At 59.2% G+C, this 22127-nt stretch carries 17 protein-coding genes and 2 tRNA genes; 12 read left to right on the plus strand and 7 right to left on the minus strand.

Annotated features, from left to right (window positions below; genetic code table 11):
- Positions 1–50 precede the first annotated feature (50 nt).
- From tpiA to BM017_RS22185, 12 genes are all read left to right on the plus strand, one after another.
- The gene (gene tpiA, locus BM017_RS22130) at positions 51–806 is read left to right on the plus strand and encodes a triose-phosphate isomerase (RefSeq protein WP_092248377.1); all 756 of its coding nucleotides are present in this window, start codon (positions 51–53) and stop codon (positions 804–806) included.
- A gap of 4 nt (positions 807–810) precedes the next feature.
- Positions 811–1194, plus strand: a complete 384-nt coding sequence (gene secG, locus BM017_RS22135) for a preprotein translocase subunit SecG (protein ID WP_003194191.1) — start codon at positions 811–813, stop codon at positions 1192–1194.
- Positions 1195–1216: 22 nt separating this feature from the next.
- Positions 1217–1302, plus strand: a tRNA-Leu gene (locus BM017_RS22140).
- A 96-nt stretch (positions 1303–1398) separates the two neighbouring features.
- A tRNA-Met gene (locus tag BM017_RS22145) sits at positions 1399–1475 on the plus strand.
- Between the two features lie 140 nt (positions 1476–1615).
- Positions 1616–2074: a ribosome maturation factor RimP gene (gene rimP, locus BM017_RS22150; RefSeq protein WP_003235029.1), complete on the plus strand. Its 459-nt coding sequence runs from the start codon at positions 1616–1618 to the stop codon at positions 2072–2074.
- A 47-nt stretch (positions 2075–2121) separates the two neighbouring features.
- Complete coding sequence (gene nusA, locus BM017_RS22155) at positions 2122–3603, plus strand: transcription termination factor NusA (RefSeq protein WP_025857112.1); 1482 nt, start codon at positions 2122–2124, stop codon at positions 3601–3603.
- A 27-nt stretch (positions 3604–3630) separates the two neighbouring features.
- Positions 3631–6156 (plus strand): translation initiation factor IF-2, encoded by a 2526-nt coding sequence (infB, locus tag BM017_RS22160; RefSeq protein ID WP_071489997.1) that lies wholly within the window; start codon positions 3631–3633, stop codon positions 6154–6156.
- 159 nt (positions 6157–6315) lie between these two features.
- On the plus strand, positions 6316–6711 hold the full coding sequence (gene rbfA / locus BM017_RS22165) for a 30S ribosome-binding factor RbfA (protein ID WP_003176137.1): 396 nt from the start codon (positions 6316–6318) through the stop codon (positions 6709–6711).
- A 3-nt stretch (positions 6712–6714) separates the two neighbouring features.
- Complete coding sequence (gene truB / locus BM017_RS22170) at positions 6715–7632, plus strand: tRNA pseudouridine(55) synthase TruB (RefSeq protein ID WP_043051764.1); 918 nt, start codon at positions 6715–6717, stop codon at positions 7630–7632.
- A gap of 115 nt (positions 7633–7747) precedes the next feature.
- On the plus strand, positions 7748–8017 hold the full coding sequence (gene rpsO, locus BM017_RS22175) for a 30S ribosomal protein S15 (protein ID WP_003177875.1): 270 nt from the start codon (positions 7748–7750) through the stop codon (positions 8015–8017).
- Between the two features lie 194 nt (positions 8018–8211).
- Positions 8212–10317 carry a polyribonucleotide nucleotidyltransferase gene (gene pnp / locus BM017_RS22180; protein ID WP_092248380.1) on the plus strand — a complete coding sequence of 702 codons (2106 nt, stop codon included), beginning with the start codon at positions 8212–8214 and terminating at the stop codon, positions 10315–10317.
- Between the two features lie 294 nt (positions 10318–10611).
- Entirely contained in the window at positions 10612–11232 is a 621-nt protein-coding gene (locus tag BM017_RS22185) for a BON domain-containing protein (protein ID WP_092248384.1), read from the plus strand.
- A gap of 162 nt (positions 11233–11394) precedes the next feature.
- On the opposite strand, the gene BM017_RS22190 is transcribed toward BM017_RS22185, so the two are convergent.
- The 7 genes from BM017_RS22190 to panB all read right to left on the minus strand — a co-directional run bounded on the left by BM017_RS22190 (position 11395) and on the right by panB (position 21942).
- Entirely contained in the window at positions 11395–14313 is a 2919-nt protein-coding gene (locus BM017_RS22190) for a DUF748 domain-containing protein (RefSeq protein ID WP_092248387.1), read from the minus strand.
- Between the two features lie 88 nt (positions 14314–14401).
- Positions 14402–15418 carry a class I SAM-dependent rRNA methyltransferase gene (locus BM017_RS22195; protein WP_092248390.1) on the minus strand — a complete coding sequence of 339 codons (1017 nt, stop codon included), beginning with the start codon at positions 15416–15418 and terminating at the stop codon, positions 14402–14404.
- A 57-nt stretch (positions 15419–15475) separates the two neighbouring features.
- The gene (locus BM017_RS22200) at positions 15476–16345 is read right to left on the minus strand and encodes an oxygenase MpaB family protein (RefSeq protein ID WP_071490002.1); all 870 of its coding nucleotides are present in this window, start codon (positions 16343–16345) and stop codon (positions 15476–15478) included.
- 16 nt (positions 16346–16361) lie between these two features.
- On the minus strand, positions 16362–18299 hold the full coding sequence (gene acs, locus BM017_RS22205) for an acetate--CoA ligase (RefSeq protein ID WP_092248393.1): 1938 nt from the start codon (positions 18297–18299) through the stop codon (positions 16362–16364).
- 105 nt (positions 18300–18404) lie between these two features.
- Complete coding sequence (pgi, locus tag BM017_RS22210) at positions 18405–20069, minus strand: glucose-6-phosphate isomerase (RefSeq protein ID WP_071490004.1); 1665 nt, start codon at positions 20067–20069, stop codon at positions 18405–18407.
- A gap of 224 nt (positions 20070–20293) precedes the next feature.
- Positions 20294–21145 carry a pantoate--beta-alanine ligase gene (gene panC, locus BM017_RS22215; protein ID WP_092248396.1) on the minus strand — a complete coding sequence of 284 codons (852 nt, stop codon included), beginning with the start codon at positions 21143–21145 and terminating at the stop codon, positions 20294–20296.
- Positions 21142–21942 carry a 3-methyl-2-oxobutanoate hydroxymethyltransferase gene (gene panB, locus BM017_RS22220; RefSeq protein WP_092248400.1) on the minus strand — a complete coding sequence of 267 codons (801 nt, stop codon included), beginning with the start codon at positions 21940–21942 and terminating at the stop codon, positions 21142–21144. The genes panC and panB overlap by 4 nt, the downstream gene beginning before the upstream one ends.
- Between the last annotated feature and the right edge of the window lie 185 nt (positions 21943–22127).

Genomic DNA, 22127 nt, shown 5'->3' on the forward strand with positions numbered 1-22127 from the left:
ATGATGTGGTTGGGTAACATCTGCGCCCACTTTGACCGACGAGGTACAGCATGCGTCGCACTATGGTAGCTGGTAACTGGAAGATGCACGGTACCCGCGCCAGTGTCGCTGAGCTGATCAATGGCCTTCGTCACTTGGCCTTGCCGAGCGGTGTTGATGTCGCGGTTTTCCCGCCTTGCTTGCATATCACCCAAGTGGTTGATGGCTTGAAGGGCAAGTCGATCCAGGTCGGCGCGCAGAATTCTGCGGTGGAAGCCATGCAAGGCGCATTGACCGGTGAGATTGCACCGAGCCAGTTGGTCGATGCGGGTTGTTCCTATGTGCTTGTCGGGCACTCCGAGCGCCGTCAGATGATGGGCGAGCGTGATGGAGCACTCAATCGCAAGTTCGCAGCAGCACAGGCTTGTGGCTTGATTCCGGTGTTGTGCATAGGGGAAACCCTGGAGCAGCGCGAATCGGGCAAGACTCTTGAAGTTGTCTCGCGTCAGCTGGGCAGCATCATCGAGGAGTTGGGTGTTGGTGCGTTTGCAAAGGCAGTAATCGCTTACGAGCCGGTCTGGGCCATTGGTACCGGGCTGACTGCTACACCGCAACAAGCGCAGGATGTGCACGCAGCCATCCGCGCGCAGTTGGCGGCAGAGAATTCTGAAGTCGCACAAGGTGTGCGTCTTCTATACGGCGGCAGCGTGAAGGCGGCCAATGCGGTCGAACTGTTCGGCATGCCGGATATCGATGGGGGGCTCATTGGTGGAGCTTCCCTGAATGCAGATGAGTTCGGTGCGATCTGTCGCGCCGCGGGAAACTGAAAAAATGCTGGAAACAGTCGTAGTCGTTTTTCATCTGTTGGCTGCTCTGAGCGTAGTTGCTCTGGTTTTGCTGCAACAGGGTAAAGGTGCGGATGCTGGTGCGTCTTTCGGTGCAGGTGCTTCAAATACTGTGTTCGGAAGCCAAGGTTCCTCTACCTTTCTTAGTAAGTTTACTGCTATACTTGCCGCCGGTTTCTTCATAACCAGCTTGGGGTTAGGTTACTTTGCTAAAGAGAAAGCTCATGTGCTGACTCAAGTAGGTCTCCCGAACCCAGCAGTGTTGGAAGTACCAAAAGCAAAACCGGCTTCTGATGATGTCCCGGTGCTTCAAGAGCAAAAGTCGGCTACTCCAGCGACTGACGTGCCTCCAGCTCAAGAGCAGAAGTAAGAAGGGTTGTAAACGCTGTATTGCCGAGGTGGTGGAATTGGTAGACACGCAACCTTGAGGTGGTTGTGCCCATAGGGTGTAGGGGTTCGAGTCCCCTTCTCGGTACCAATTGTCAGGAGAGCCCGCTGTTGCGGGCTTTCTTGTAGGTGGAAGGTTACATTGACCCTGTAAGGGATCGGTCGTATACTTCCGCCCCAGCTTTGTCGCGGGGTGGAGCAGTCTGGTAGCTCGTCGGGCTCATAACCCGAAGGTCGTCGGTTCAAATCCGGCCCCCGCAACCAGTTTTAGCGGAGCCCCTTTTAAGGGGCTTTTTGTTAGCTGGACACTTTCAACGCCGCTGTTCGACGGCGTTTCAAGGATGGGCGTTTCGCCCATTTTTTTATTTTGCACAGCATGCACATACATGCACGAGGGGGTTCAGGTGTCGAGCAAGCTAGAAGAGTTGCAGGCCTTGTTGGCCCCGGTGGTCGTGGCCCTAGGCTATGAATGCTGGGGTATTGAGTTTTCGGCTCAAGGTCGCCACTCAATGTTGCGCGTTTATATCGATAAAGAGGGCGGCGTGCTGGTGGACGATTGTGCCATTGTCAGCCGGCAGATCAGCGGTGTGCTGGATGTTGAAGATCCGATCTCCGTTGAATACACCCTCGAAGTTTCCTCGCCAGGCATGGAACGCCCACTGTTCACTATTGATCAGTTTGCAAAATTTGCCGGTGAACAAGTGAAGATCAAGCTGCGATCTCCCTTTGAAGGGCGACGCAACTTTCAGGGCCTTCTGCGCGGTGTAGAAGAACAGGATGTCGTGGTGCAGGTAGAAGACCATGAATTCCTGTTGCCGATCGATATGATCGACAAGGCCAACATTATTCCCAGTTTTGACTGAGACGCGGATCCCGCGGATCCAATGGCTTGCGAAAGGCGAGGCGTACGATGAGCAAAGAAGTACTGCTGGTTGTTGAGTCGGTATCCAATGAAAAGGGCGTACCGGCAAACGTGATTTTTGAAGCGCTGGAGCTGGCCCTGGCCACTGCTACCAAAAAGCGTTTTGAAGACGAAGTTGATCTGCGTGTGGAAATCAACCGCCACACCGGTGCCTATGAGACTTTCCGTCGCTGGACGGTCGTCGAAGAAGCCGATCTTGATGATCCGGCCATCGAAACCTGGCCAAGCAAGGTTGCCGAAACGCATCCTGGTGCCAAGGTCGGTGATGTCGTCGAAGAAAAGATCGAATCGATCGAATTCGGCCGTATCGCTGCACAGACCGCCAAACAGGTCATCGTGCAGAAGGTTCGCGAAGCCGAGCGCGCTCAAGTCGTTGACGCCTATCGCGAGCGCCTGGGTGAAATCATCTCCGGCACCGTGAAAAAAGTCACCCGCGATAACGTGATCGTCGACCTGGGCAACAACGCCGAAGCGTTGCTGGCTCGCGAAGACATCATTTCCCGCGAAACCTTCCGTGTCGGCGTGCGCCTGCGTGCGCTGCTCAAGGAAATCCGCACCGAGAACCGCGGCCCGCAGCTGATCCTGTCGCGTACCGCACCGGAAATGCTGATCGAGCTGTTCCGTATCGAAGTGCCGGAGATCGCCGAAGGCCTGATCGAAGTCATGGCTGCGTCCCGCGACCCGGGTTCGCGCGCCAAGATCGCGGTCCGCTCCAAGGACAAACGCATCGACCCGCAGGGCGCGTGCATTGGTATGCGCGGTTCGCGTGTTCAGGCAGTGTCGGGCGAGTTGGGTGGTGAGCGTGTGGACATCGTGCTGTGGGACGATAACCCGGCGCAGTTTGTCATCAACGCCATGTCGCCGGCTGAAGTGGCGGCAATTATCGTTGACGAGGATGCCCATGCCATGGACATCGCCGTTGGCGCAGACAATCTGGCTCAGGCCATTGGTCGTGGTGGTCAGAACGTGCGTCTGGCCAGCCAACTGACCGGTTGGACCCTGAACGTGATGACCGAATCGGACATCCAGGCTAAGCAGCAAGCTGAAACCGGTGACATCCTGCGCAACTTCATCGAAGAGCTCGAAGTCGATGAAGACCTGGCGCAGGTGCTGGTAGATGAAGGCTTCACCAGCCTGGAAGAGATTGCCTACGTACCGTTGGAAGAAATGCTCAACATCGACGGCTTTGACGAAGACACCGTCAACGAGCTTCGCGCTCGGGCCAAGGATCGTTTGTTGACTAAAGCCATCGCTACTGAGGAAAAGCTGGCAGACGCCCATCCGGCCGAAGACCTGCTCTCGCTTGAGGGTATGGACAAGGATTTGGCGATGGAACTGGCGGTGCGCGGCGTAATTACCCGCGAAGACCTGGCCGAGCAGTCTATTGACGATCTGCTCGACATCGACGGCATTGACGATGATCGTGCCGGCAAGTTGATCATGGCCGCCCGAGCCCATTGGTTCGAGTAACTAGGCGCGGCCTGAGGAGAGAAGTGCATGACGCAAGTCACGGTGAAACAACTGGCCGATGAGGTCAAAACACCGGTAGAGCGCCTGTTGCAGCAGATGCGTGAGGCAGGTCTGCCGCACACCGCCGCCGATGAAGGTGTGAGCGATAGTGAGAAGCAGTCTTTGCTGACTCACTTGAAGAGCAGCCACAAGGCGAAAGTGGAAGAACCGCGCAAGATTACATTGCAGCGCAAAACCACCAGCACCCTGCGTGTTGCTGGTAGCAAGAGCATCAGCGTTGAAGTACGCAAGAAGAAAGTCTTCGTACAGCGCAGCCCGGAAGAAATCGAAGCCGAGCGCAAACGCGAACTGGAAGAACGTCGCGCAGTAGAAAATGCTGCTCGTCAGAAGGCTGAAGAAGAAGCCAAGCGTCGCGCCGAAGAAGAAGCGCGTCGCCAGCCTGCTGCTGCGCAACCTGCTGCCACTGAAGCGGTCGCCGCGCCTAGCGCGCCAGTTGAAGCTGTGCGTGAGGCCGCTCCGGTTGCCGCTGCACCAGCACCGGCTGCTGACGCCCGTAAACGCGACGAACCTCGTCGTCCGGACAAACCACGTGCCGACGATAACAATCGTCGCGGTGGTGGTGGCGATGGCGAGCGCAAAAACGCTCCGCATCGTGCCTCGGTCAAAGAGAAAGCGCCTGCTCCACGCGTTGCCCCACGTACTACTGACGAAGAAAGCGATGGCTTCCGTCGTGGTGGTCGCGGCAAGGCCAAGCTGAAGAAACGCAACGCCCACGGTTTCCAGAGCCCAACCGGCCCTGTCGTGCGTGAAGTGAAGATCGGCGAGACCATCACTGTGGGCGATCTGGCCCAGCAGATGTCGGTCAAGGCTGCTGAAATCATCAAGTTCATGTTCAAGCTGGGCACACCGGCCACCATCAACCAGGTACTGGATCAGGAAACTGCCCAACTGGTTGCTGAAGAGCTGGGCCACAAAGTGACCCTGGTCAGCGACACCGCCCTGGAAGATTCCCTGGCCGAGTCCCTGAAGTTTGAAGGTGAGGCGGTTTCCCGTGCACCGGTTGTGACCGTAATGGGCCACGTTGACCACGGTAAAACCTCCCTGCTCGACTATATCCGTCGTGCCAAGGTAGCCGCAGGCGAAGCCGGCGGTATCACCCAGCACATCGGCGCGTACCACGTTGAAACCGACCGTGGCATGGTGACGTTCCTCGATACCCCTGGTCACGCTGCGTTTACCGCAATGCGTGCCCGTGGTGCCAAGGCGACCGACATCGTGATCCTGGTGGTTGCAGCCGACGACGGCGTGATGCCACAAACCATCGAAGCCGTTCAGCATGCCAAGGCAGCTGGCGTTCCGCTGGTAGTCGCTGTGAACAAAATCGACAAGCCGGGCGCCGATCTCGATCGCATCCGTAGCGAACTGTCGGTTCACGGCGTGACATCCGAAGAGTGGGGTGGCGACACTCCATTCGTACCGGTTTCCGCGAAGATGGGTACTGGTGTTGACGAACTGCTCGAAGCCGTTCTGCTGCAAGCCGAAGTTCTGGAACTGACTGCCACTCCATCGGCTCCTGGCCGTGGCGTTGTAGTTGAGTCCCGTCTGGACAAGGGCCGTGGCCCGGTTGCGACCGTTCTGGTTCAAGACGGTACCCTGCGCCAAGGCGACATGGTGCTGGTCGGTTCGAACTACGGCCGTGTACGTGCCATGCTCGACGAGAACGGCAAGCCAATCAAGGAAGCCGGCCCGGCTATCCCGGTCGAGATCCTCGGCCTGGACGGTACACCGGACGCTGGTGACGAGATGAGCGTGGTTGCCGACGAGAAGAAAGCCCGTGAAGTGGCTCTGTTCCGTCAAGGCAAGTTCCGTGAAGTCAAGCTGGCCCGTGCTCACGCCGGCAAGCTGGAAAACATCTTCGAGAACATGGGCCAGGAAGAGAAGAAGACGCTTAACATCGTCCTCAAATCTGACGTACGTGGTTCCCTCGAAGCGTTGAACGGCGCTTTGAACGGCCTGGGTAACGACGAAGTACAAGTGCGCGTTGTCGGTGGCGGTGTCGGTGGTATCACCGAGTCCGACGCCAACCTGGCACTGGCTTCCAACGCTGTACTGTTCGGCTTCAACGTGCGTGCCGATGCCGGCGCTCGCAAGATCGTCGAGCAGGAAGGCCTGGACATGCGTTACTACAACGTCATCTACGACATCATCGAAGACGTCAAGAAAGCCCTCACCGGCATGCTTGGCAGCGACGTCCGGGAGAACATCCTGGGTATTGCCGAAGTACGTGACGTGTTCCGCTCGCCGAAATTCGGCGCGATCGCCGGCTGCATGGTGGTTGAAGGCACTGTGTACCGTAACCGTCCAATCCGTGTACTGCGTGAAGACATCGTTATCTTCGAAGGCGAGCTGGAATCCCTGCGCCGCTTCAAGGATGACGCTTCCGAAGTACGTGCCGGCATGGAATGCGGTATCGGCGTCAAGAGCTACAACGACGTCAAGGCTGGCGACAAGATCGAAGTCTACGAGAAGGTTCAGGTTGCTCGCAGCCTCTAACTCGCGCACTTCAGGAGCCACGCAACGCGTGGGCATGCAATTGCCCCGCGCAGCGTACGGACTCTAAACGCAACGCCCGGTCTGGCTTTTGTCAGGCCGGGCGTTTGCCGCTTTCAGACCCCACGGGTTTCACCGTGTGGCAGTAACAGGTAACAAGACATGGCAAAAGAATACAGCCGTACCCAGCGTATCGGCGATCAGATGCAGCGCGAGCTGGCCCAATTGATCCGTCGCGAAGTCAAAGACCCACGCGTTGGCCTGGTCACCATCACCGCCGTTGAAGTGAGCCGTGACGTGGGTCACGCCAAGATCTTCATCACCGTGATGGGGCAGGACAACAGCGAAGAAATCGCGCAAAGCATCAAGGTGCTCAACTCGGCTGCAGGCTTCCTGCGCATGCAGTTGGCCCGTGAAATGAAGCTGCGCAGTGTTCCTCAGCTGCACTTTCACTACGATGAGAGCGTCGTGCGGGGTGCACATCTGTCGGCCCTGATCGAGCGCGCCGTGGCTGAAGACAGCCAGCACCCGTCCACACCTGAAGACGCCAAGGAGTAAGCGGTGGCTCAGGTCAAACGTATCCGTCGCAACGTCAGCGGCATCATTCTGCTCGACAAGCCCATTGGTTTTACCTCCAATGCCGCGTTGCAGAAGGTCCGCTGGCTGCTCAATGCCGAAAAGGCCGGGCACACCGGCAGCCTCGATCCACTGGCCACCGGCGTGTTGCCGTTGTGCTTTGGCGAGGCCACCAAGTTCTCCCAATACCTGCTCGACTCCGACAAGGGTTATGAAACCCTGATGCAACTGGGCAAGACCACCACCACGGCCGACGCCGAAGGTGATGTTTTGCAGGTTCGCGAAGTGACCGTTGGTCGTGCTGATATTGAAGCTGCTTTACCCGCTTTTCGTGGGGAAATCAGTCAGATACCGCCGATGTACTCGGCGCTCAAGCGTGATGGCCAGCCTCTTTACAAGCTGGCACGTGCGGGCGAAGTAGTGGAGCGCGAACCGCGTTCTGTTACTATTGCGCGCTTGGAATTGCTCGCCTGTGAAGGCGACACCGCCCGGTTGGCCGTGGACTGCAGCAAAGGCACCTATATCCGTACCCTGGTGGAAGATATTGGTGAAAAGCTCGGTTGCGGCGCGTACGTTGCAGAACTGCGGCGCACCCAGGCCGGTCCTTTCAGCCTGGCCCAGACGGTCACGCTGGAAGAGTTGGAAGCGGTACACGCCGAAGGCGGCAATGAAGCAGTTGATCGCTTCCTGATGCCATCGGACAGCGGTTTGCTCGATTGGCCATTGCTGCACTTCTCGGAGCACAGCGCGTTCTACTGGCTCAACGGCCAGCCGGTACGTGCCCCGGATGCCCCGAAGTTCGGCATGGTGCGGGTACAGGATCATAACGGTCGCTTTATCGGTATCGGTGAAGTGAGCGAAGACGGGCGCATCGCGCCGCGTCGACTGATTCGGTCAGAATGACCGAACGAGTGTGGCTGTTAACAGGCACGGTCAACACTCATTTTTAGATACAGGGATTTGTCCCTGGCCTGTTGAAACTGCCCTTTGGGTGGTTTCCTGAAAAAAGGATTGCCTCATGGCTCTCGACGTTCAAGAAAAAGCACAAATCGTTGCTGACTATCAGCAAGCTGTTGGTGACACTGGTTCGCCAGAAGTGCAAGTTGCATTGCTGACCCACAACATCAACAAGCTGCAAGGTCACTTCAAGGCCAACGGTAAAGACCACCACTCGCGTCGTGGTCTGATCCGCATGGTAAACCAGCGCCGTAAGCTGCTGGACTACCTGAAAGGCAAGGATCTGGGTCGTTATCAGACTCTGATCGGTCGCCTGGGTCTGCGTCGCTAATAAGCGATTGCGCTAGAGGTTGGTTGTCTGCCGTGTGCCAGTGGGATTCCCGCTGGCCCATGGCAGGCTCCCAGCCTCAAGTTTTATCTGGACACACGTTTTACCCTGGACGAGCGTCGGGCCGATTCCCGGCATTGCCCAAGAATTTCGCAAGAAGACAAGTTCCCCAAGAGCCACAAAGAAGGTAGGACACCGTGAACCCGGTTATCAAAAAATTCCAGTTCGGTCAGTCGACCGTTACCCTCGAGACAGGCCGTATCGCCCGTCAAGCCTCCGGCGCAGTGCTGGTTACCGTTGATGACGACGTTACCGTACTGGTGACCGTTGTTGGCGCCAAGACCGCTGACCCGAGCAAAGGCTTCTTCCCCCTGTCCGTTCACTACCAGGAAAAGACTTACGCTGCCGGTAAGATCCCTGGCGGTTTCTTCAAGCGCGAAGGCCGTCCTTCCGAGAAAGAAACCCTGACTTCCCGACTGATCGACCGTCCGATCCGTCCGCTGTTCCCAGAAGGCTTCATGAACGAAGTGCAGGTTGTCTGCACCGTCGTTTCCACCAGCAAGAAGACCGATCCGGACATCGCTGCGATGATCGGTACCTCGGCGGCCCTGGCCATCTCCGGTATTCCTTTCGATGGCCCGATCGGCGCCGCCCGCGTTGCATTCCACGAAAGCACCGGCTACCTGCTGAACCCGACTTACGAGCAACTGAAAGCATCGAGCCTGGACATGGTCGTTGCCGGTACCTCGGAAGCCGTGCTGATGGTTGAATCGGAAGCCAAAGAGCTGACCGAAGACCAGATGCTGGGCGCCGTACTGTTCGCCCACGACGAGTTCCAGGCTGTCATCAAGGCTGTCACCGAACTGGCTGCCGAAGCTGCCAAGCCAACCTGGAGCTGGGCTCCACAGGCTGAAGCCACCGAACTGCTGGGCGCTATCCGCTCCGAGTTCGGCGCTGCCATCTCCGACGCCTACACCATCACCGTCAAGGCCGACCGTTATGCTCGCCTGGGCGAGTTGAAGGATCAGGTTGTCGCCAAGCTGTCCGGTGAAGAAGGCCAGCCTTCCGCCAGCGACGTCAAAGCGGCTTTCGGTGAGATCGAATACCGCACCGTCCGCGAAAACATCGTTAACGGCAAGCCACGTATCGACGGTCGCGACACTCGTACCGTGCGCCCGCTGAACATCGAAGTCGGCGTTCTGCCGAAGACTCACGGTTCGGCCCTGTTCACCCGTGGTGAAACCCAGGCGCTGGTCGTTGCGACCCTGGGTACCGCCCGTGACGCACAGTTGCTGGACACCCTGGAAGGCGAGAAAAAAGACCCGTTCATGCTGCACTACAACTTCCCTCCGTTCTCGGTGGGCGAGTGCGGTCGCATGGGTGGTGCTGGTCGTCGCGAAATCGGTCACGGCCGTCTGGCCCGCCGTTCGGTCCAGGCCATGCTGCCTGCCGCTGACGTGTTCCCGTACACCATCCGTGTTGTGTCGGAAATCACCGAATCCAACGGTTCCAGCTCCATGGCTTCCGTTTGCGGTGCTTCCCTGGCACTGATGGACGCCGGTGTGCCGATGAAGGCGCCGGTTGCCGGTATCGCCATGGGCCTGGTTAAAGAAGGCGAGAAGTTCGCCGTCCTGACCGACATCCTGGGCGACGAAGACCACCTGGGCGACATGGACTTCAAGGTAGCCGGTACCGCCAAAGGTGTGACCGCGCTGCAGATGGACATCAAGATCAAGGGTATCACCGAAGAGATCATGGAAATCGCCCTGGGCCAAGCCCTGGAAGCGCGCCTGAACATCCTCGGCCAGATGAACCAGATCATTGGTCAGTCCCGTACCGAACTGTCGGAAAATGCTCCGACCATGATCGCGATGAAAATCGACACCGACAAAATCCGTGATGTTATCGGTAAAGGCGGCGCGACCATTCGTGCGATCTGCGAAGAAACCAAGGCTTCGATCGATATCGAAGACGACGGCTCGATCAAGATCTTCGGCGAAACCAAGGAAGCGGCTGAAGCAGCACGTCAGCGCGTCCTGGGCATCACTGCCGAGGCCGAGATCGGCAAGATCTACGTCGGTAAGGTTGAGCGCATCGTCGACTTCGGCGCATTCGTCAACATCCTGCCGGGCAAAGACGGTCTGGTGCACATCTCCATGCTGAGCGACGCTCGCGTTGAGAAAGTCACCGACATTCTGAAGGAAGGCCAGGAAGTGGAAGTGCTGGTACTGGACGTGGACAACCGCGGCCGTATCAAGCTGTCCATCAAGGACGTAGCAGCAGCCAAAGCTTCGGGCGTTTAATCACCCAAGGCTTCAGGTTGAAAAAGAGGACTCTTCGGAGTCCTTTTTTTTGGATGCAGGAAAGTACCTAAAAATCAGGCGCTTAAATGAGAGCAAAAGCCGCAACTTGCATGCAGGCGCGGGCGGCATCATGCAAGTTGCACGAATCCGAAATTTTCTGTTTTTTATAAGTTGTTGTTTATAAAGGGTTTTATTGATGATTCGGACTTGGCACACTGCCTGCAATAACCCTGTTAACGCTGCAGCATCAAGGTTCACACACTGCAGACTTTTAATAAAACAGGAGTTACTCGTATGAAGAAGTTCGCTCTCGCTACTGCTACCGCTCTGACCCTGGCCATGGGTGCCAACGTTGCCTTTGCCCAGACTTCCCAAGCGCCAATGACCCTTGCAGCGGGTGAAGCCACCAAGGCGAAAGAAGCTACTTCCGACACTTGGATCACTACCAAAGTCAAAGCTGACCTGCTGACCGAAAAAGGTATTCCAGGTTCCGACATCAAGGTTGAAACCAATAAAGGCGTGGTTTCCCTTTCTTCTGACGTCGCTATCTCGGACTCGCAAAAAGCGACTGCCGTAGCCATCACCAAAAAAATCAAAGGTGTAACCGCTGTTTCGGCTGACGGCCTGCTGGCTGGCGGCGCGACCAAGGCGGACAACGTCGACAAAACCAAAAGCGCAGCAGCAGGCGCTAAAGAGTCCACCTCCGATACCTGGATCACCACCAAAGTAAAAGCTGACCTGGTAACCGAGAAAGGCATCCCTGGTACCGACATCAAAGTCGAAACCAATAAAGGTGTAGTGTCCCTGTCTTCGACCACCCCGGTCACTGAAGCTCAGAAAACTACCGCGGTGAACATCACCAAGAAAATCAAAGGCGTTAAAGCTGTATCGGCCGACGGCCTGAAAGCAGAGTAACCCTTGGAGCTTCGTCTGAACGAGACGGCGGCGGCTTAGGGTGAGTTAGATATCCACCCGATGCACCTCTGGAGTTCATGCGACCGACCACACGGATGTGGTCATTACAGGCCCCGGCACTTGTGTCGGGGCCTGTTCTATTGTGGGCTGTTCCTACAGGGCTTATTCGGCATCCAGGTGCATTGGCGTAACGACGCGACCATCTTTCTCCGCCTGGCCCAGATTGGCATCAATGAAGTACACCCGGTCATCTTCCAATTGGCCTTTATCCACCAGGTAATCCTTGATGGTGCTGGCACGGTCCTGGCCAAGTTGGCGTAGCAGTACGTCGCTGCCACTCCAGAATTTGATCACGCCGTCGCGAAGCTTAGCGCTGCGCTCATCGCTGCTCAGGTCCTTCCATTCGGCCGGCGGTTGTTGTTTCAGGCGGGTGCGGTAGATGCCTTCCAGCAAGGGGGCTTTTTCCTTCTCGGGTACGACGAGCAACGACGCCTGGGCGGGTACTTTGTCACCGCGACGTTGAAGAATCTTGTAGTAGTTGTACTGGTATTCACGCTCTAGCCGCTGGGCCGCAAGGAATGGCCCATCGCTGCTGGCTGCGGCGGTGCCTTCGATTTCCAGGCGCAGGGTAGGACGCTCTTTCAGCGCTTTGGCCAGTGTGTTCAAGGCGCTTTCGGCATCCTTGTTCAACTCGCTGGAACCGGCGGCGAACGACACATTACCGAGATCTTCCGAGCCGCCACCGGTCACCAACCCACCGATAAACTTGAAAGGCGCCGTTGCCGCGCGTACCACGAGGTTACGCAGGGTCTGCCATACGATCGGCATCACGCTGAATTGCGGGTTGTTCAAGTCACCGGTTACCGGCAATTCGATGGAGATCTTGCCATCACTGTCCTTGAGCAAAGCGACGGCCAGGCGAATCGGCAAGTCCACGGCATCGGCGCTGTCGACTTTCTCGCCCAATTGCAATTGCTCAACCACCACCTTGTTCTCGGCCTTCAACTGGCCTTTGGTGATTACGTAGTGCAGGTCGAGGTTCAGCCGTCCCTTGCGGATACGGAAGCCAGCGAACTTGCCGGAATAAGGCGTCAGGGTGGTCAGTTCGACACGCTTGAAGCTGGTCGCAATGTCCAGCGCCGCCATCGGGTCGAACGGGTTCACGCTGCCCTTGATAGTCACTGGCGCATAGCGATCAACCTTGCCCTTGATATCGACGCTGGCCGGTTTGGCCTGGCGACTGTCGATAGTGCCGATCTGCCCGTTGAGCTGTTGAATCGCGGTGGCGAAGTTGGGGGTAAGGCTGAAATCGGCAAAATTGGCCGAGCCGTCATTAATCGCAATCTGCCCGATGCGGATGCCCAGGGGCTTGTCCTTGCTGGCGGGTTTGGAACCTTTGTCGGGCGCTTGTGGAATCAGCAGGTCATCCACGTTGGTGGTGCGGTCGTCGTTGATCATGAAGCGCGCATACGGCTGCAGCAGGTTGACCTTGTCGATCGACAGGCTGTCGCCGTGCTGGTAGTTCACGCCTTCGAGCACCAGGCGCTGCCATTTGAGAAAGTCGCGGGTCTTGAGGGTATCCAGGGTGTGCAATTGATCGACTTGAGCCCGGCCGGTGACCTGCAACTTCAGCGGATCGGTGCTTTTGAGGTTCACATCAAGATTGCTGCCGAGCATACCGCTGCGCAGTTCCAGGCGAATGAACGGGCTGATGTAGGACTGGGCCACCCGCAGGTCGATGTCCTGGGAATTCACTTTCAGCCTGGCACTGACCGGGTCGAGGTTGACCTCGCCGGTCGCCTGGAGCTTGCCTTGCTTGCCCACGCCGGAGTCGACCTTCACGGTAAACGGGCTCCGGTTGAGGCTGTCGAAATTCTGCATGTCGACGTTCAACGGGCCGAGTTCCAGCGCTACTGCTGGCTTGGCCTGTCGATCGGCCAGGTGCACCTGGTAGTTACGCAGTTGCACGTCCTTGAGCAGCACTTGCCACGGTTTGCTTGGCGCGGCGGGTTCGGCTTTTGGCGAGTCGGCGGTGGCGGGTGCGTTTTTCGCTTCGGGTGCCTTGGCCGGTTTGCTCGGCTGGCTGGCGAACAGTTTCTGCCAGTCCAGTTGCCCGTCAGCCTCAAGGGCCGCCCAGGTCTCCAGTTTGTTACTGCGGATCTTGCCGACCACCACTTGCTGCTTGGCCAGGTCCACCGTGGTCTCGCTGACGTCCAGGCGCTCCAGGCGCACCAATGGGCGGCCGTCCGGTGCCTTGATGGCAAAGGGCGCGATGCTGGCGGCGGTGTTGGTCAGGTTCAGCTCGGTCTCTTTGGCCAGGCTGAATTTGTACTCGGTGCTGAAGTTGAGCACGCCGTCTTCAAGCACCAGTGGCAGCGCGTCACGTACATAGGGCCACCAGGCTTTCATCTTGCCGTTGGTGACCTTCAACGTGCCTTCGGAGGTGATCGGCACCAGGCTGAAATTGCCTTTCCAGTCGATCTGTCCACCTGCGGGGCCGGCTGCGACCAGGGTCATGTCGGCATTGTCTTCGGGCAGGGTGCTGAGGTTCTTCAGCTCGAAGTCGAGTGTGTCGTAGAGGAATTCGATGGGCTCGCTGGGGCGCAAGTCTTCGAAATGCACATAGCCGCCGGCCAGCTTGATGCTGTCGATACGCAAAGGGAACGGTTTGGCATCCGGATTGGTCGGTGTTGGCTCGCTGGGCGGCAGTTTGAACAACTGCGCCAGGTTGAGTTGGCCGGACTTGTCGAACAGCAGCTCGGTCTTGGGCTTGTCCAGCTGTATATCGGCCAGGTGCAGGGCGCGGGTCCAGAGGCTGTCGAGCTGCAGGTTGGCGTAGAGGCGTTCGAACCCGACTTGTTCCTTGCCGGGTTCACCGATCTTCAGGCCCCACAGGGTCAGTTCCAGGCTGAACGGGTTGAGCTCGATTCGCTCGATCCGCGCCGGCACCGTGGCGTAATTGGCCAACTGCTGGTTGGCGATGCGAAGGGCGATGCCGGGGAGAATCAAAAAGCCCAGCAAGCTGTACAGGGCAAGGGCGGTCAACAAGGCGCCAGCGGCGCGAATCAATCCTTTGGGCATGGGGCGGCGCCATCTATGTCAAACAGGAGTGCCTTGGAGTATGGCACGGGTTTTCGGTTCCGAAGAGCAAGGGCCTTTGAGAAACGTCTTACAGTTGGAGTAGCAGGGTTTTCAGGGGCGGTTGCTGATCCTGGGACGGGAAGTCCGCTCCAGGCGTCATGATTTTCCAGTCACGCACCGGGCGCCCGGCTTTTTCCGCGCAGCGCAGCACCTGTTCGCGCCAATCCTCCATGCTGACTTTCGCCAGGTTGTTGCAGCAGATCAGCACGCCATTGTCAGCGGTGGCCAGCAGGGCTGGCTTGAGCAGGCTCTGGTAGTCGCGCAGCAGGTCGACGGTGCCGAACGCGCTCTTGGCCCAGGCCGGTGGATCCAGCAGCACCAGGTCGTATTGACGTTGCTCCAGGCGCGGATAACTCGGCAGCTTTTGCCCACGGCGCTGGGTGATCGGCAGGCCTGCCAATTGGCGAATCGCCGGGAAGTAGTCGGACTGTACGAACTCCATGCTCGGCAATTGCGGGTTCAGCAAGCCGTTTTCGCGACCGACCGCCAGGTTGCCCTCGGCAAAGTCCAGGTTGCACACCTCGCGGGCGCCACCGGCGGCTGCGCTCAGGCCCACGCCGCAGGTGTAGGCGAACAGGTTGAGCACGCTTTTTCCGGCGCTGTTGGCCTTGACCCAGCCGCGGGTGTTACGCAGGTCGAGGAACAGCAGCGGGTCCTGGCCGGCATGCCGCCCACGCACGCGGTAACTGAGGCCCCACTCGTGGCCAACCAGGTCCTGCAGTGCGGCGGGTTCGGCGCGATACACCGTGTCTTCGCGGTCGATGCGCGAATTGCCACGGGCGCGATCGTTGTACACCAGCAGCAACTCCAGGCCCATGTACTGGTTGACCTGTTGATGCAGGTCCAGCAGGTCGGCGGTTTCCAGGGATTGGTGGAAACTCTGCACCAGCAACTGCGGGCCGTAGCGGTCGATGGTCAGGCCCCCGGCGCCTTCCTGGCTGCCATGGAACAGCCGGTAACAGTCGGTGCCCTGTGCGTGCAACTCGCTGATCAGGTCTTGGCGATGATCGAGGGCGGCGCGCAGCGCCTGATTCAAGGGAGACATGGAGCGCGCCTTGCTGGGGAATTGAGGGCGCGAAGTTTAACAGCTATGCGCCGTCGCCTACATCAACCCCATCCGGCGATGGGCGCGTTGCACAGAGCCATTGCGCATCGCCCAGCGCAACATCGGGGCACTGCGTTTGACGCCGGCACGGATCATCTGGCGTTGCAGCGGGCTCTGGTGCTGGTCGAGCATCGCGCTGGCCCAATCCGGCAGCAGGTCGATCCCGGCGCGCATCATCAAGCTGCCAAATGGCTTGGCCAGCAGGCTGGGGGAGGGAGCATTCAGCAGTAGCCGCAGCACTTCGCGGCTGCGATCGTCGCACAGCAATTGCGGGCGGATGCGAGCCAGATAATCCGAAACGTCCTGCCGAGAACGCGGAACATGCCGCGCACCCAGCTGTTCAGCGACCAAGGCAATTTCACTGTAGTAACGGTCCTGGTCGCGACCGGACAGGTGCGGGTTGCAATAACGCAAGTGAGCGGCCAGAAAGTGACTGACCTCCGCCACATGCACCCAGGTCAGCAATTCCGGGTCGCTGGCCGCATAAGGCCGGCCATCCGGGGCGTGGCCGACCACCTGCAAGTGAATGGTGCGGACTTTTTCGATCAGCCATTCGGCGTCTCTGCGCGAGCCGAACGTCGTGCCCGAAATGAACTGCGAGGTCCGCCGCAAGCGCCCAAGCATGTCCTGGCGAAAGTTGGAATGGTCCCACACGCCCGCCAGGGCCAACGGATGCAAGGCTTGCAGCATCAAGGCGCTGATGCCGCCGATGAGCATACTGCTGAAGTCGCCATGCACTTGCCAACTCACCGAGTCGGGCCCGAACAAGCCTGGGTCGCCCTTGGGGTTTTCCAGGTCCAGTTGGCCCAGCGACAGGCCGGTCAGGCTCATCAACTGGGTTTCGATACGGCTGCGGATAAATTCCATGGCGACGTGGGGTTTCCTATCGGTTCAGGCGTTTGTCGATCAAACCGTCCACCACGCTCGGATCGGCCAGGGTCGAGGTGTCACCCAGGCTGTCCAGTTCGTTGCAGGCAATCTTGCGCAAGATCCTGCGCATGATTTTGCCGGAACGGGTTTTCGGCAAGGCCGGGGCCCATTGGATCAGTTCCGGCTTGGCGAAGCTGCCAATTTCTTTGCTGACCAGATCCAGCAGGTGTTTTTTTAACGCATCGCTGGGTTCCACGCCATTCATGGGGGTGACAAAGGCATAGATGCCCTGGCCTTTGACATCATGGGGATAGCCCACCACGGCAGCCTCGGCCACCTGGTCGTGCAGCACCAGGGCGCTTTCTACCTCGGCAGTGCCGATGCGGTGGCCTGACACGTTGATCACATCGTCGATGCGCCCGGTGATCCAATAATCGCCGTCTTCATCGCGGCGTGCGCCGTCACCGGTGAAGTAGTAGCCGGGGTAGGGGTTGAAGTAGGTGTCGACCATGCGCTGCGGATCGCCGTACACACTGCGGATCTGCCCCGGCCAGCTGGCTTTGATCGCCAGTACGCCACTGCCGGCGCCGCTGAATTCCTTGCCGTGTTCATCGAGGAGTACCGGCTGTACGCCGAACATTGGCTGGGTCGCGCACCCTGGCTTGATTCGCTGGGCGCTGACCAGTGGGCTGAGCATGATGCCGCCGGTCTCGGTCTGCCACCAGGTATCCACAATCGGGCAGCGTTGTTCGCCCACGGCATTGAAGTACCAGTCCCAAGCCTCCGGGTTGATCGGTTCGCCGACGCTGCCCAGCAGGCGCAGGCTGGCGCGCGAGGTATTTTCCAGCGGGCCGTGGCCTTCGCGCATCAGCGCACGCAGGGCGGTGGGCGCGGTGTAGAAGATGTTGACCTGGTGCTTGTCGATCACCTGCCAGAAGCGCGAACTGTCCGGATAGTTCGGCACGCCTTCGAACATCAGCGAGGTCGCGCCATTGGCCAGCGGGCCGTACACGATGTAACTGTGGCCGGTGACCCAGCCCACATCGGCGGTGCACCAGAACACTTCACCGTCGCGGTAATCGAGCACGTACTTGAAGGTCATCGCCGCTTGCAGCAGATAGCCGCCGGTGGTGTGCAGCACGCCCTTGGGTTTGCCGGTACTGCCGGAGGTGTAGAGGATGAAGAGCGGGTCTTCGGCGTCCATCGGCTCGGGCGGGCAGTCGCTGCTGGCCGCATCCAGGGCTTGTTGATACTTGAGGTCGCGACCTTCGCTCCAGCCAACGGTCGCTCCGGTGCGCTCCACTACCAGCACCGTGCTCACATTCGGACAACTGGCCAGGGCCTTGTCGACATTCTGCTTCAGTGCAACGGGCTTGCCGCCGCGCACGCCTTCGTCTGCAGTGATCACCGTGCGGCAGTCGGCATCGAGAATACGGTCACGCAAGGCATCCGGCGAGAAACCACCAAACACCACGGAGTGCACCGCGCCAATCCGTGTGCAGGCGAGCATGGCGTAGGCGGCCTCCGGGATCATCGGCATGTAGATGCATACCCGGTCGCCTTTCTTCACGCCACGGCTTTTCAGCACATTGGCCAGGCGGCTGACGTTCTGGTGCAACTGGCGGTAGGTGATTTTTGAAGATTTTGTCGGATCATCGCCTTCCCAGATGAAGGCCGGCTGATCGGCGCGTTGCGCCAGGTGACGGTCGATGCAGTTGTAGCTGACGTTGAGTTGACCACCGGCAAACCATTGGGCGGCGCCGGTGTGGATGTCTGAGCGTTGAACGGTGTGCCAGGGCGTTATCCAGTCGAGAAAGCGCTCGGCCTGTTCAGCCCAGAAGGTATCCGGCTGTTCGATGGATTGGCGGTAGAGGCGCTGATAGTCCTCTTGACTGAGTTGCGCAGCCCGGCGGACGGCATCGGCGGTGGGGAACGTGCTGATATCGAACATGAGCGATCCTTATTCTTGTTTTTGCGACAAGTCATAAAGATGCACCCGGCAGGGGTAGGGTTCAAGGCCAACCTCCAAATGGACATTGGCCTTGCAAAACCCGGATCAGCCGCGGTGACGACCGCGGAAGTAATTGATCAGGCCCTGGGTCGAAGCGTCCTCGGCCGAGGTCTCTTCGGCGCCGGTCAGGCGGTTGTAGACGCCCTTGCCCAGCTCCTTGCCCAGCTCCACACCCCATTGGTCGAAGGCGTTGATACCCCAAATCACGCTCTGTACGAACACTTTGTGCTCATACATGGCTACCAGGGCACCCAGGCGACGCGGGCTGATGCGTTCGACCACGAGGGTGTTGCTCGGGCGGTTGCCCGGAATCACCTTGTGCGGTGCCAGCTTCTGCACTTCGTCTTCCGGGATACCTTTGTCGCGCAGCTCGGCTTCCGCTTCGGCGCGGGTCTTGCCGAGCATCAGCGCCTGGCTCTGGGACAGGCAGTTGGCGTACAGCCATTGATGGTGGTCGGACACCGGGTTGAAGCTGACGATCGGCACGATAAAGTCGGCCGGGATCAGTTGGGTACCCTGGTGCAGCAACTGGTGGTAAGCGTGCTGGCCGTTGCAGCCAACGCCGCCCCAGATCACCGGGCCGGTATCGGTAGCGACGGGCGTACCGTCCTGGCGCACGCTCTTGCCGTTGGATTCCATGTCCAGCTGTTGCAAGTGTTTGGTGATGTTACGCAGGTAGTGGTCGTACGGCAGGATCGCGTGGCTCTGCGCGCCCCAGAAGTTGCCGTACCACACGCCCAGCAAGCCCAGCAGCACCGGCATGTTCTGTTCGAACGGGGCGTTCTGGAAATGCTGGTCCATGGTGTAGGCACCGGACAGCAGTTCCTTGAAGTTGGACATGCCGATGGCCAGGGCGATCGGCAAGCCGATGGCCGACCATAGCGAGTAACGGCCGCCGACCCAATCCCACATCGGGAAGATGTTTTCTTCGCGAATTCCGAAGGCCACGGCCGCCGCGTTGTTGCTCGACACGGCGATGAAGTGGCGATACAGCTCGGCTTCCGAGCCACCCTGGGCCAGGTACCAGGCACGGGCGGCCTGGGCGTTTTTCAGGGTTTCGAGGGTGTTGAAGGATTTTGACGAGACGATGAACAGCGTGGTCTCGGCGCGCAGCTTCAGGGTCAGCTCGTGGAACTCGCTGCCGTCGATGTTCGCCAGGTAGTGGCAGCGCACGCCTTTGTGGGCGTAGGACAGCAGCGCTTCGGAGACCAGCTCCGGGCCGAGGAACGAGCCACCGATACCGATGTTCACCACGTCGGTGATCGGCTTCTCGGTGTAGCCACGCCACAGGCCGTCGTGGATGCGGCCGACCAGGTCGGTGATCTGGTTCAGCACTTTGTGCACGTCCGGCATGATGTTCACGCCGTTGACCGACAGCTTGTCACCCACCGGACGGCGCAGTGCGGTGTGCAGCGCTGGGCGGCCTTCCGACGAGTTGACCGGTTCGCCTTTGTACAGCGCGTCAATGGCTTCCTTGAGGTGGACCTCTTTGGCGAGGTTTACCAGCAGGTCACGGGTTTCGCCGGTGATCAGGTTTTTCGAGTAATCGAGGAAAAGTCCGCAGCTGCTCAAGGTGAACTGGGAAAAACGCTGAGGATCGGCATTGAACGCTTCGCGCATGCTGAAATCCTGCATGGCTTGGCGATGTTGATTGAGCGCTTGCCAGGCGGGCAGAGCGGTAACGTCATGAGGGGTGCGGTAGTACGCCATCGCTGCGGGTTTCCTTTTATTACGGGGACTGCCTTTAGGACACTTATTTGCCTGGAACATCCAGTCTTTGATCAAGCAATGGGTTCCAGACAGCGCTAACCATAGCGCAGGGCGATTACATTAAACCTAGCGTGTCGATATGTCTTGGCTTTGTCTGCGCTAAGGCCGGTACTTTTTTATACCGGCACTTTTTATTTACGCAGTGAGGAGGGCAACTGGAAGGGTCAGTCGAGGATCAGATGCAGGTTATCGATGAGGCGGGTGGCCCCCAAGTAGGCGGCGACCAGGATCACGATATCCCGATCTTCGGCCGTGGCCGGGCGCAAATGCACGCCTTGGCGCACTTCGAGGTAGTCCAGGCGCAGCCCGGCGGCTTCGATCTGGCGGACCTGTTCGGCGCGCAGCTTGGCGAAGTCATGGTCACCGGCCTTGATCGCAGCGCCTATCTGGCTGAGGCTGCGGTACAGCACCGGCGCAATGGCGCGCTGTTCGTCGCTGAGGTAGCCGTTGCGCGACGACAGCGCCAGGCCGTCGTCGGCGCGCACGGTGGGCTCGCCGATGATCTGGATCGGCATGTTCAGGTCATGCACCATGGCGCGGATCACGGCCAGTTGCTGGTAATCCTTCTGCCCAAACACGGCCATGTCCGGCTGCACCATGTTGAACAGCTTGCTGACCACCGTCGCCACGCCTTCGAAATGCCCGGGACGGCTGGCGCCGCACAGGCCTTCGGACAGTTGCGGCACGCTGACACGGGTCTGGCCGGTCATGCCGCCGGGGTACATTTCCTCGACGGTAGGTGCGAAGAGCAGGTTGCAGCCGGCCTGCAGCAACTTTTCCTGATCGGCGGCCAGGGTGCGGGGGTATTTGTCCAGGTCTTCGCCGGCGCCAAATTGCAGCGGGTTGACGAAGATGCTGGCGACCACGAAATCCGCCTGCTGGGCGGCCTTGGTCACCAGGGTGGCGTGGCCGCTGTGCAGGTTGCCCATGGTCGGCACAAAGCCGATACGCTTGCCGGCGCTGCGGGCATGGGTTACGGCGGCCCGCAGTTCACGTACGGTTTTAACGGTGTTCATGCAGAGAACCCATGTTCGGCGGCCGGGAAGGTCACGCCTTTGACTTCGGCGACGTAGGCGCTCAAGGCGTCATGGATGCTGGTCTGGCCAGCCATGAAGTTCTTCACGAACTTCGGCACACGACCGCTGATCGACAGGCCGAGCATGTCGTGCAGCACCAGCACCTGGCCATCGGTGGCCGAACCTGCGCCGATACCGATTACTGGCACTTTCACGGCCTGGGTGATTTCTGCCGCCAACTCGCTCGGCACACACTCAAGCAGGATCATGGCCGCGCCGGCCTGTTCCAGGGCGATGGCGTCCGCACGCATCTGGCGCGCCTGGGCCTCATTCCGGCCCTGGACCTTATAGCCGCCAAGGATGTTCACGGACTGCGGCGTCAGTCCCATGTGCACACACACCGGCACGCCGCGTTCCGCGAGCAGGCGGATCGACTCGGCGAGCCATAACGCGCCTTCAATTTTGATCATGTGCGCGCCGGCTTGCATCAGCTTGCCGGCATTCTGGAAGGTTTGTTCGAGCGTCGCGTAACCCATGAACGGCAGGTCGGCGATGATGAAGGCGCCATCGTTACCGCGCTTGACGCTGGCGGTGTGGTACGCAAGTTCATCGGTGGTGACGGGCAGGGTGCTGTCATTCCCTTGAAGAACCATGCCCAGGGAGTCGCCCACCAGCAGCACTTCAACCCCGGCCTGGCAACTGGCGTGGGCGAACGTGGCGTCGTAGCAGGTCAGCATGGCGATTTTTTCACCTTTGAGCTTGAGGCTCTGCAAGGTGGTCAGGGTAATGTCTGGCATGAAAAGGGTCCTCGTTCAGGCGCTTGGAAACAGCGAGTAACGCGCGTGAGTCTTCGTTTATACAGGCGCACTGTCTTGAGAGCAGTGCTTATAAGGCCTGGATTGCGCCCTTCAGCGCCGGGTTGGCGGCAGCGGGACGCCTATAGTCGTGAGGAGGACACGGGAAGTCAATTGGATGTGTTACC

Source organism: Pseudomonas sp. NFPP04, from assembly GCF_900113815.1.
Classification (GTDB): Bacteria; Pseudomonadota; Gammaproteobacteria; order Pseudomonadales; family Pseudomonadaceae; genus Aquipseudomonas; species Aquipseudomonas extremorientalis.

Coding starts and splice junctions, on each gene's coding strand:
- rbfA (WP_003176137.1), top strand. CDS start 6,316: ATGGCAAAAGAATACAGCCGTACCCAGCGTATCGGCGATCAGATGCAG.
- BM017_RS22200 (WP_071490002.1), bottom strand. CDS start 16,345: ATGGAATTTATCCGCAGCCGTATCGAAACCCAGTTGATGAGCCTGACC.
- acs (WP_092248393.1), bottom strand. CDS start 18,299: ATGTTCGATATCAGCACGTTCCCCACCGCCGATGCCGTCCGCCGGGCT.
- infB (WP_071489997.1), top strand. CDS start 3,631: ATGACGCAAGTCACGGTGAAACAACTGGCCGATGAGGTCAAAACACCG.
- BM017_RS22190 (WP_092248387.1), bottom strand. CDS start 14,313: ATGCCCAAAGGATTGATTCGCGCCGCTGGCGCCTTGTTGACCGCCCTT.
- pgi (WP_071490004.1), bottom strand. CDS start 20,069: ATGGCGTACTACCGCACCCCTCATGACGTTACCGCTCTGCCCGCCTGG.
- panB (WP_092248400.1), bottom strand. CDS start 21,942: ATGCCAGACATTACCCTGACCACCTTGCAGAGCCTCAAGCTCAAAGGT.
- panC (WP_092248396.1), bottom strand. CDS start 21,145: ATGAACACCGTTAAAACCGTACGTGAACTGCGGGCCGCCGTAACCCAT.
- tpiA (WP_092248377.1), top strand. CDS start 51: ATGCGTCGCACTATGGTAGCTGGTAACTGGAAGATGCACGGTACCCGC.
- secG (WP_003194191.1), top strand. CDS start 811: ATGCTGGAAACAGTCGTAGTCGTTTTTCATCTGTTGGCTGCTCTGAGC.
- rpsO (WP_003177875.1), top strand. CDS start 7,748: ATGGCTCTCGACGTTCAAGAAAAAGCACAAATCGTTGCTGACTATCAG.
- BM017_RS22195 (WP_092248390.1), bottom strand. CDS start 15,418: ATGTCTCCCTTGAATCAGGCGCTGCGCGCCGCCCTCGATCATCGCCAA.
- BM017_RS22185 (WP_092248384.1), top strand. CDS start 10,612: ATGAAGAAGTTCGCTCTCGCTACTGCTACCGCTCTGACCCTGGCCATG.
- nusA (WP_025857112.1), top strand. CDS start 2,122: ATGAGCAAAGAAGTACTGCTGGTTGTTGAGTCGGTATCCAATGAAAAG.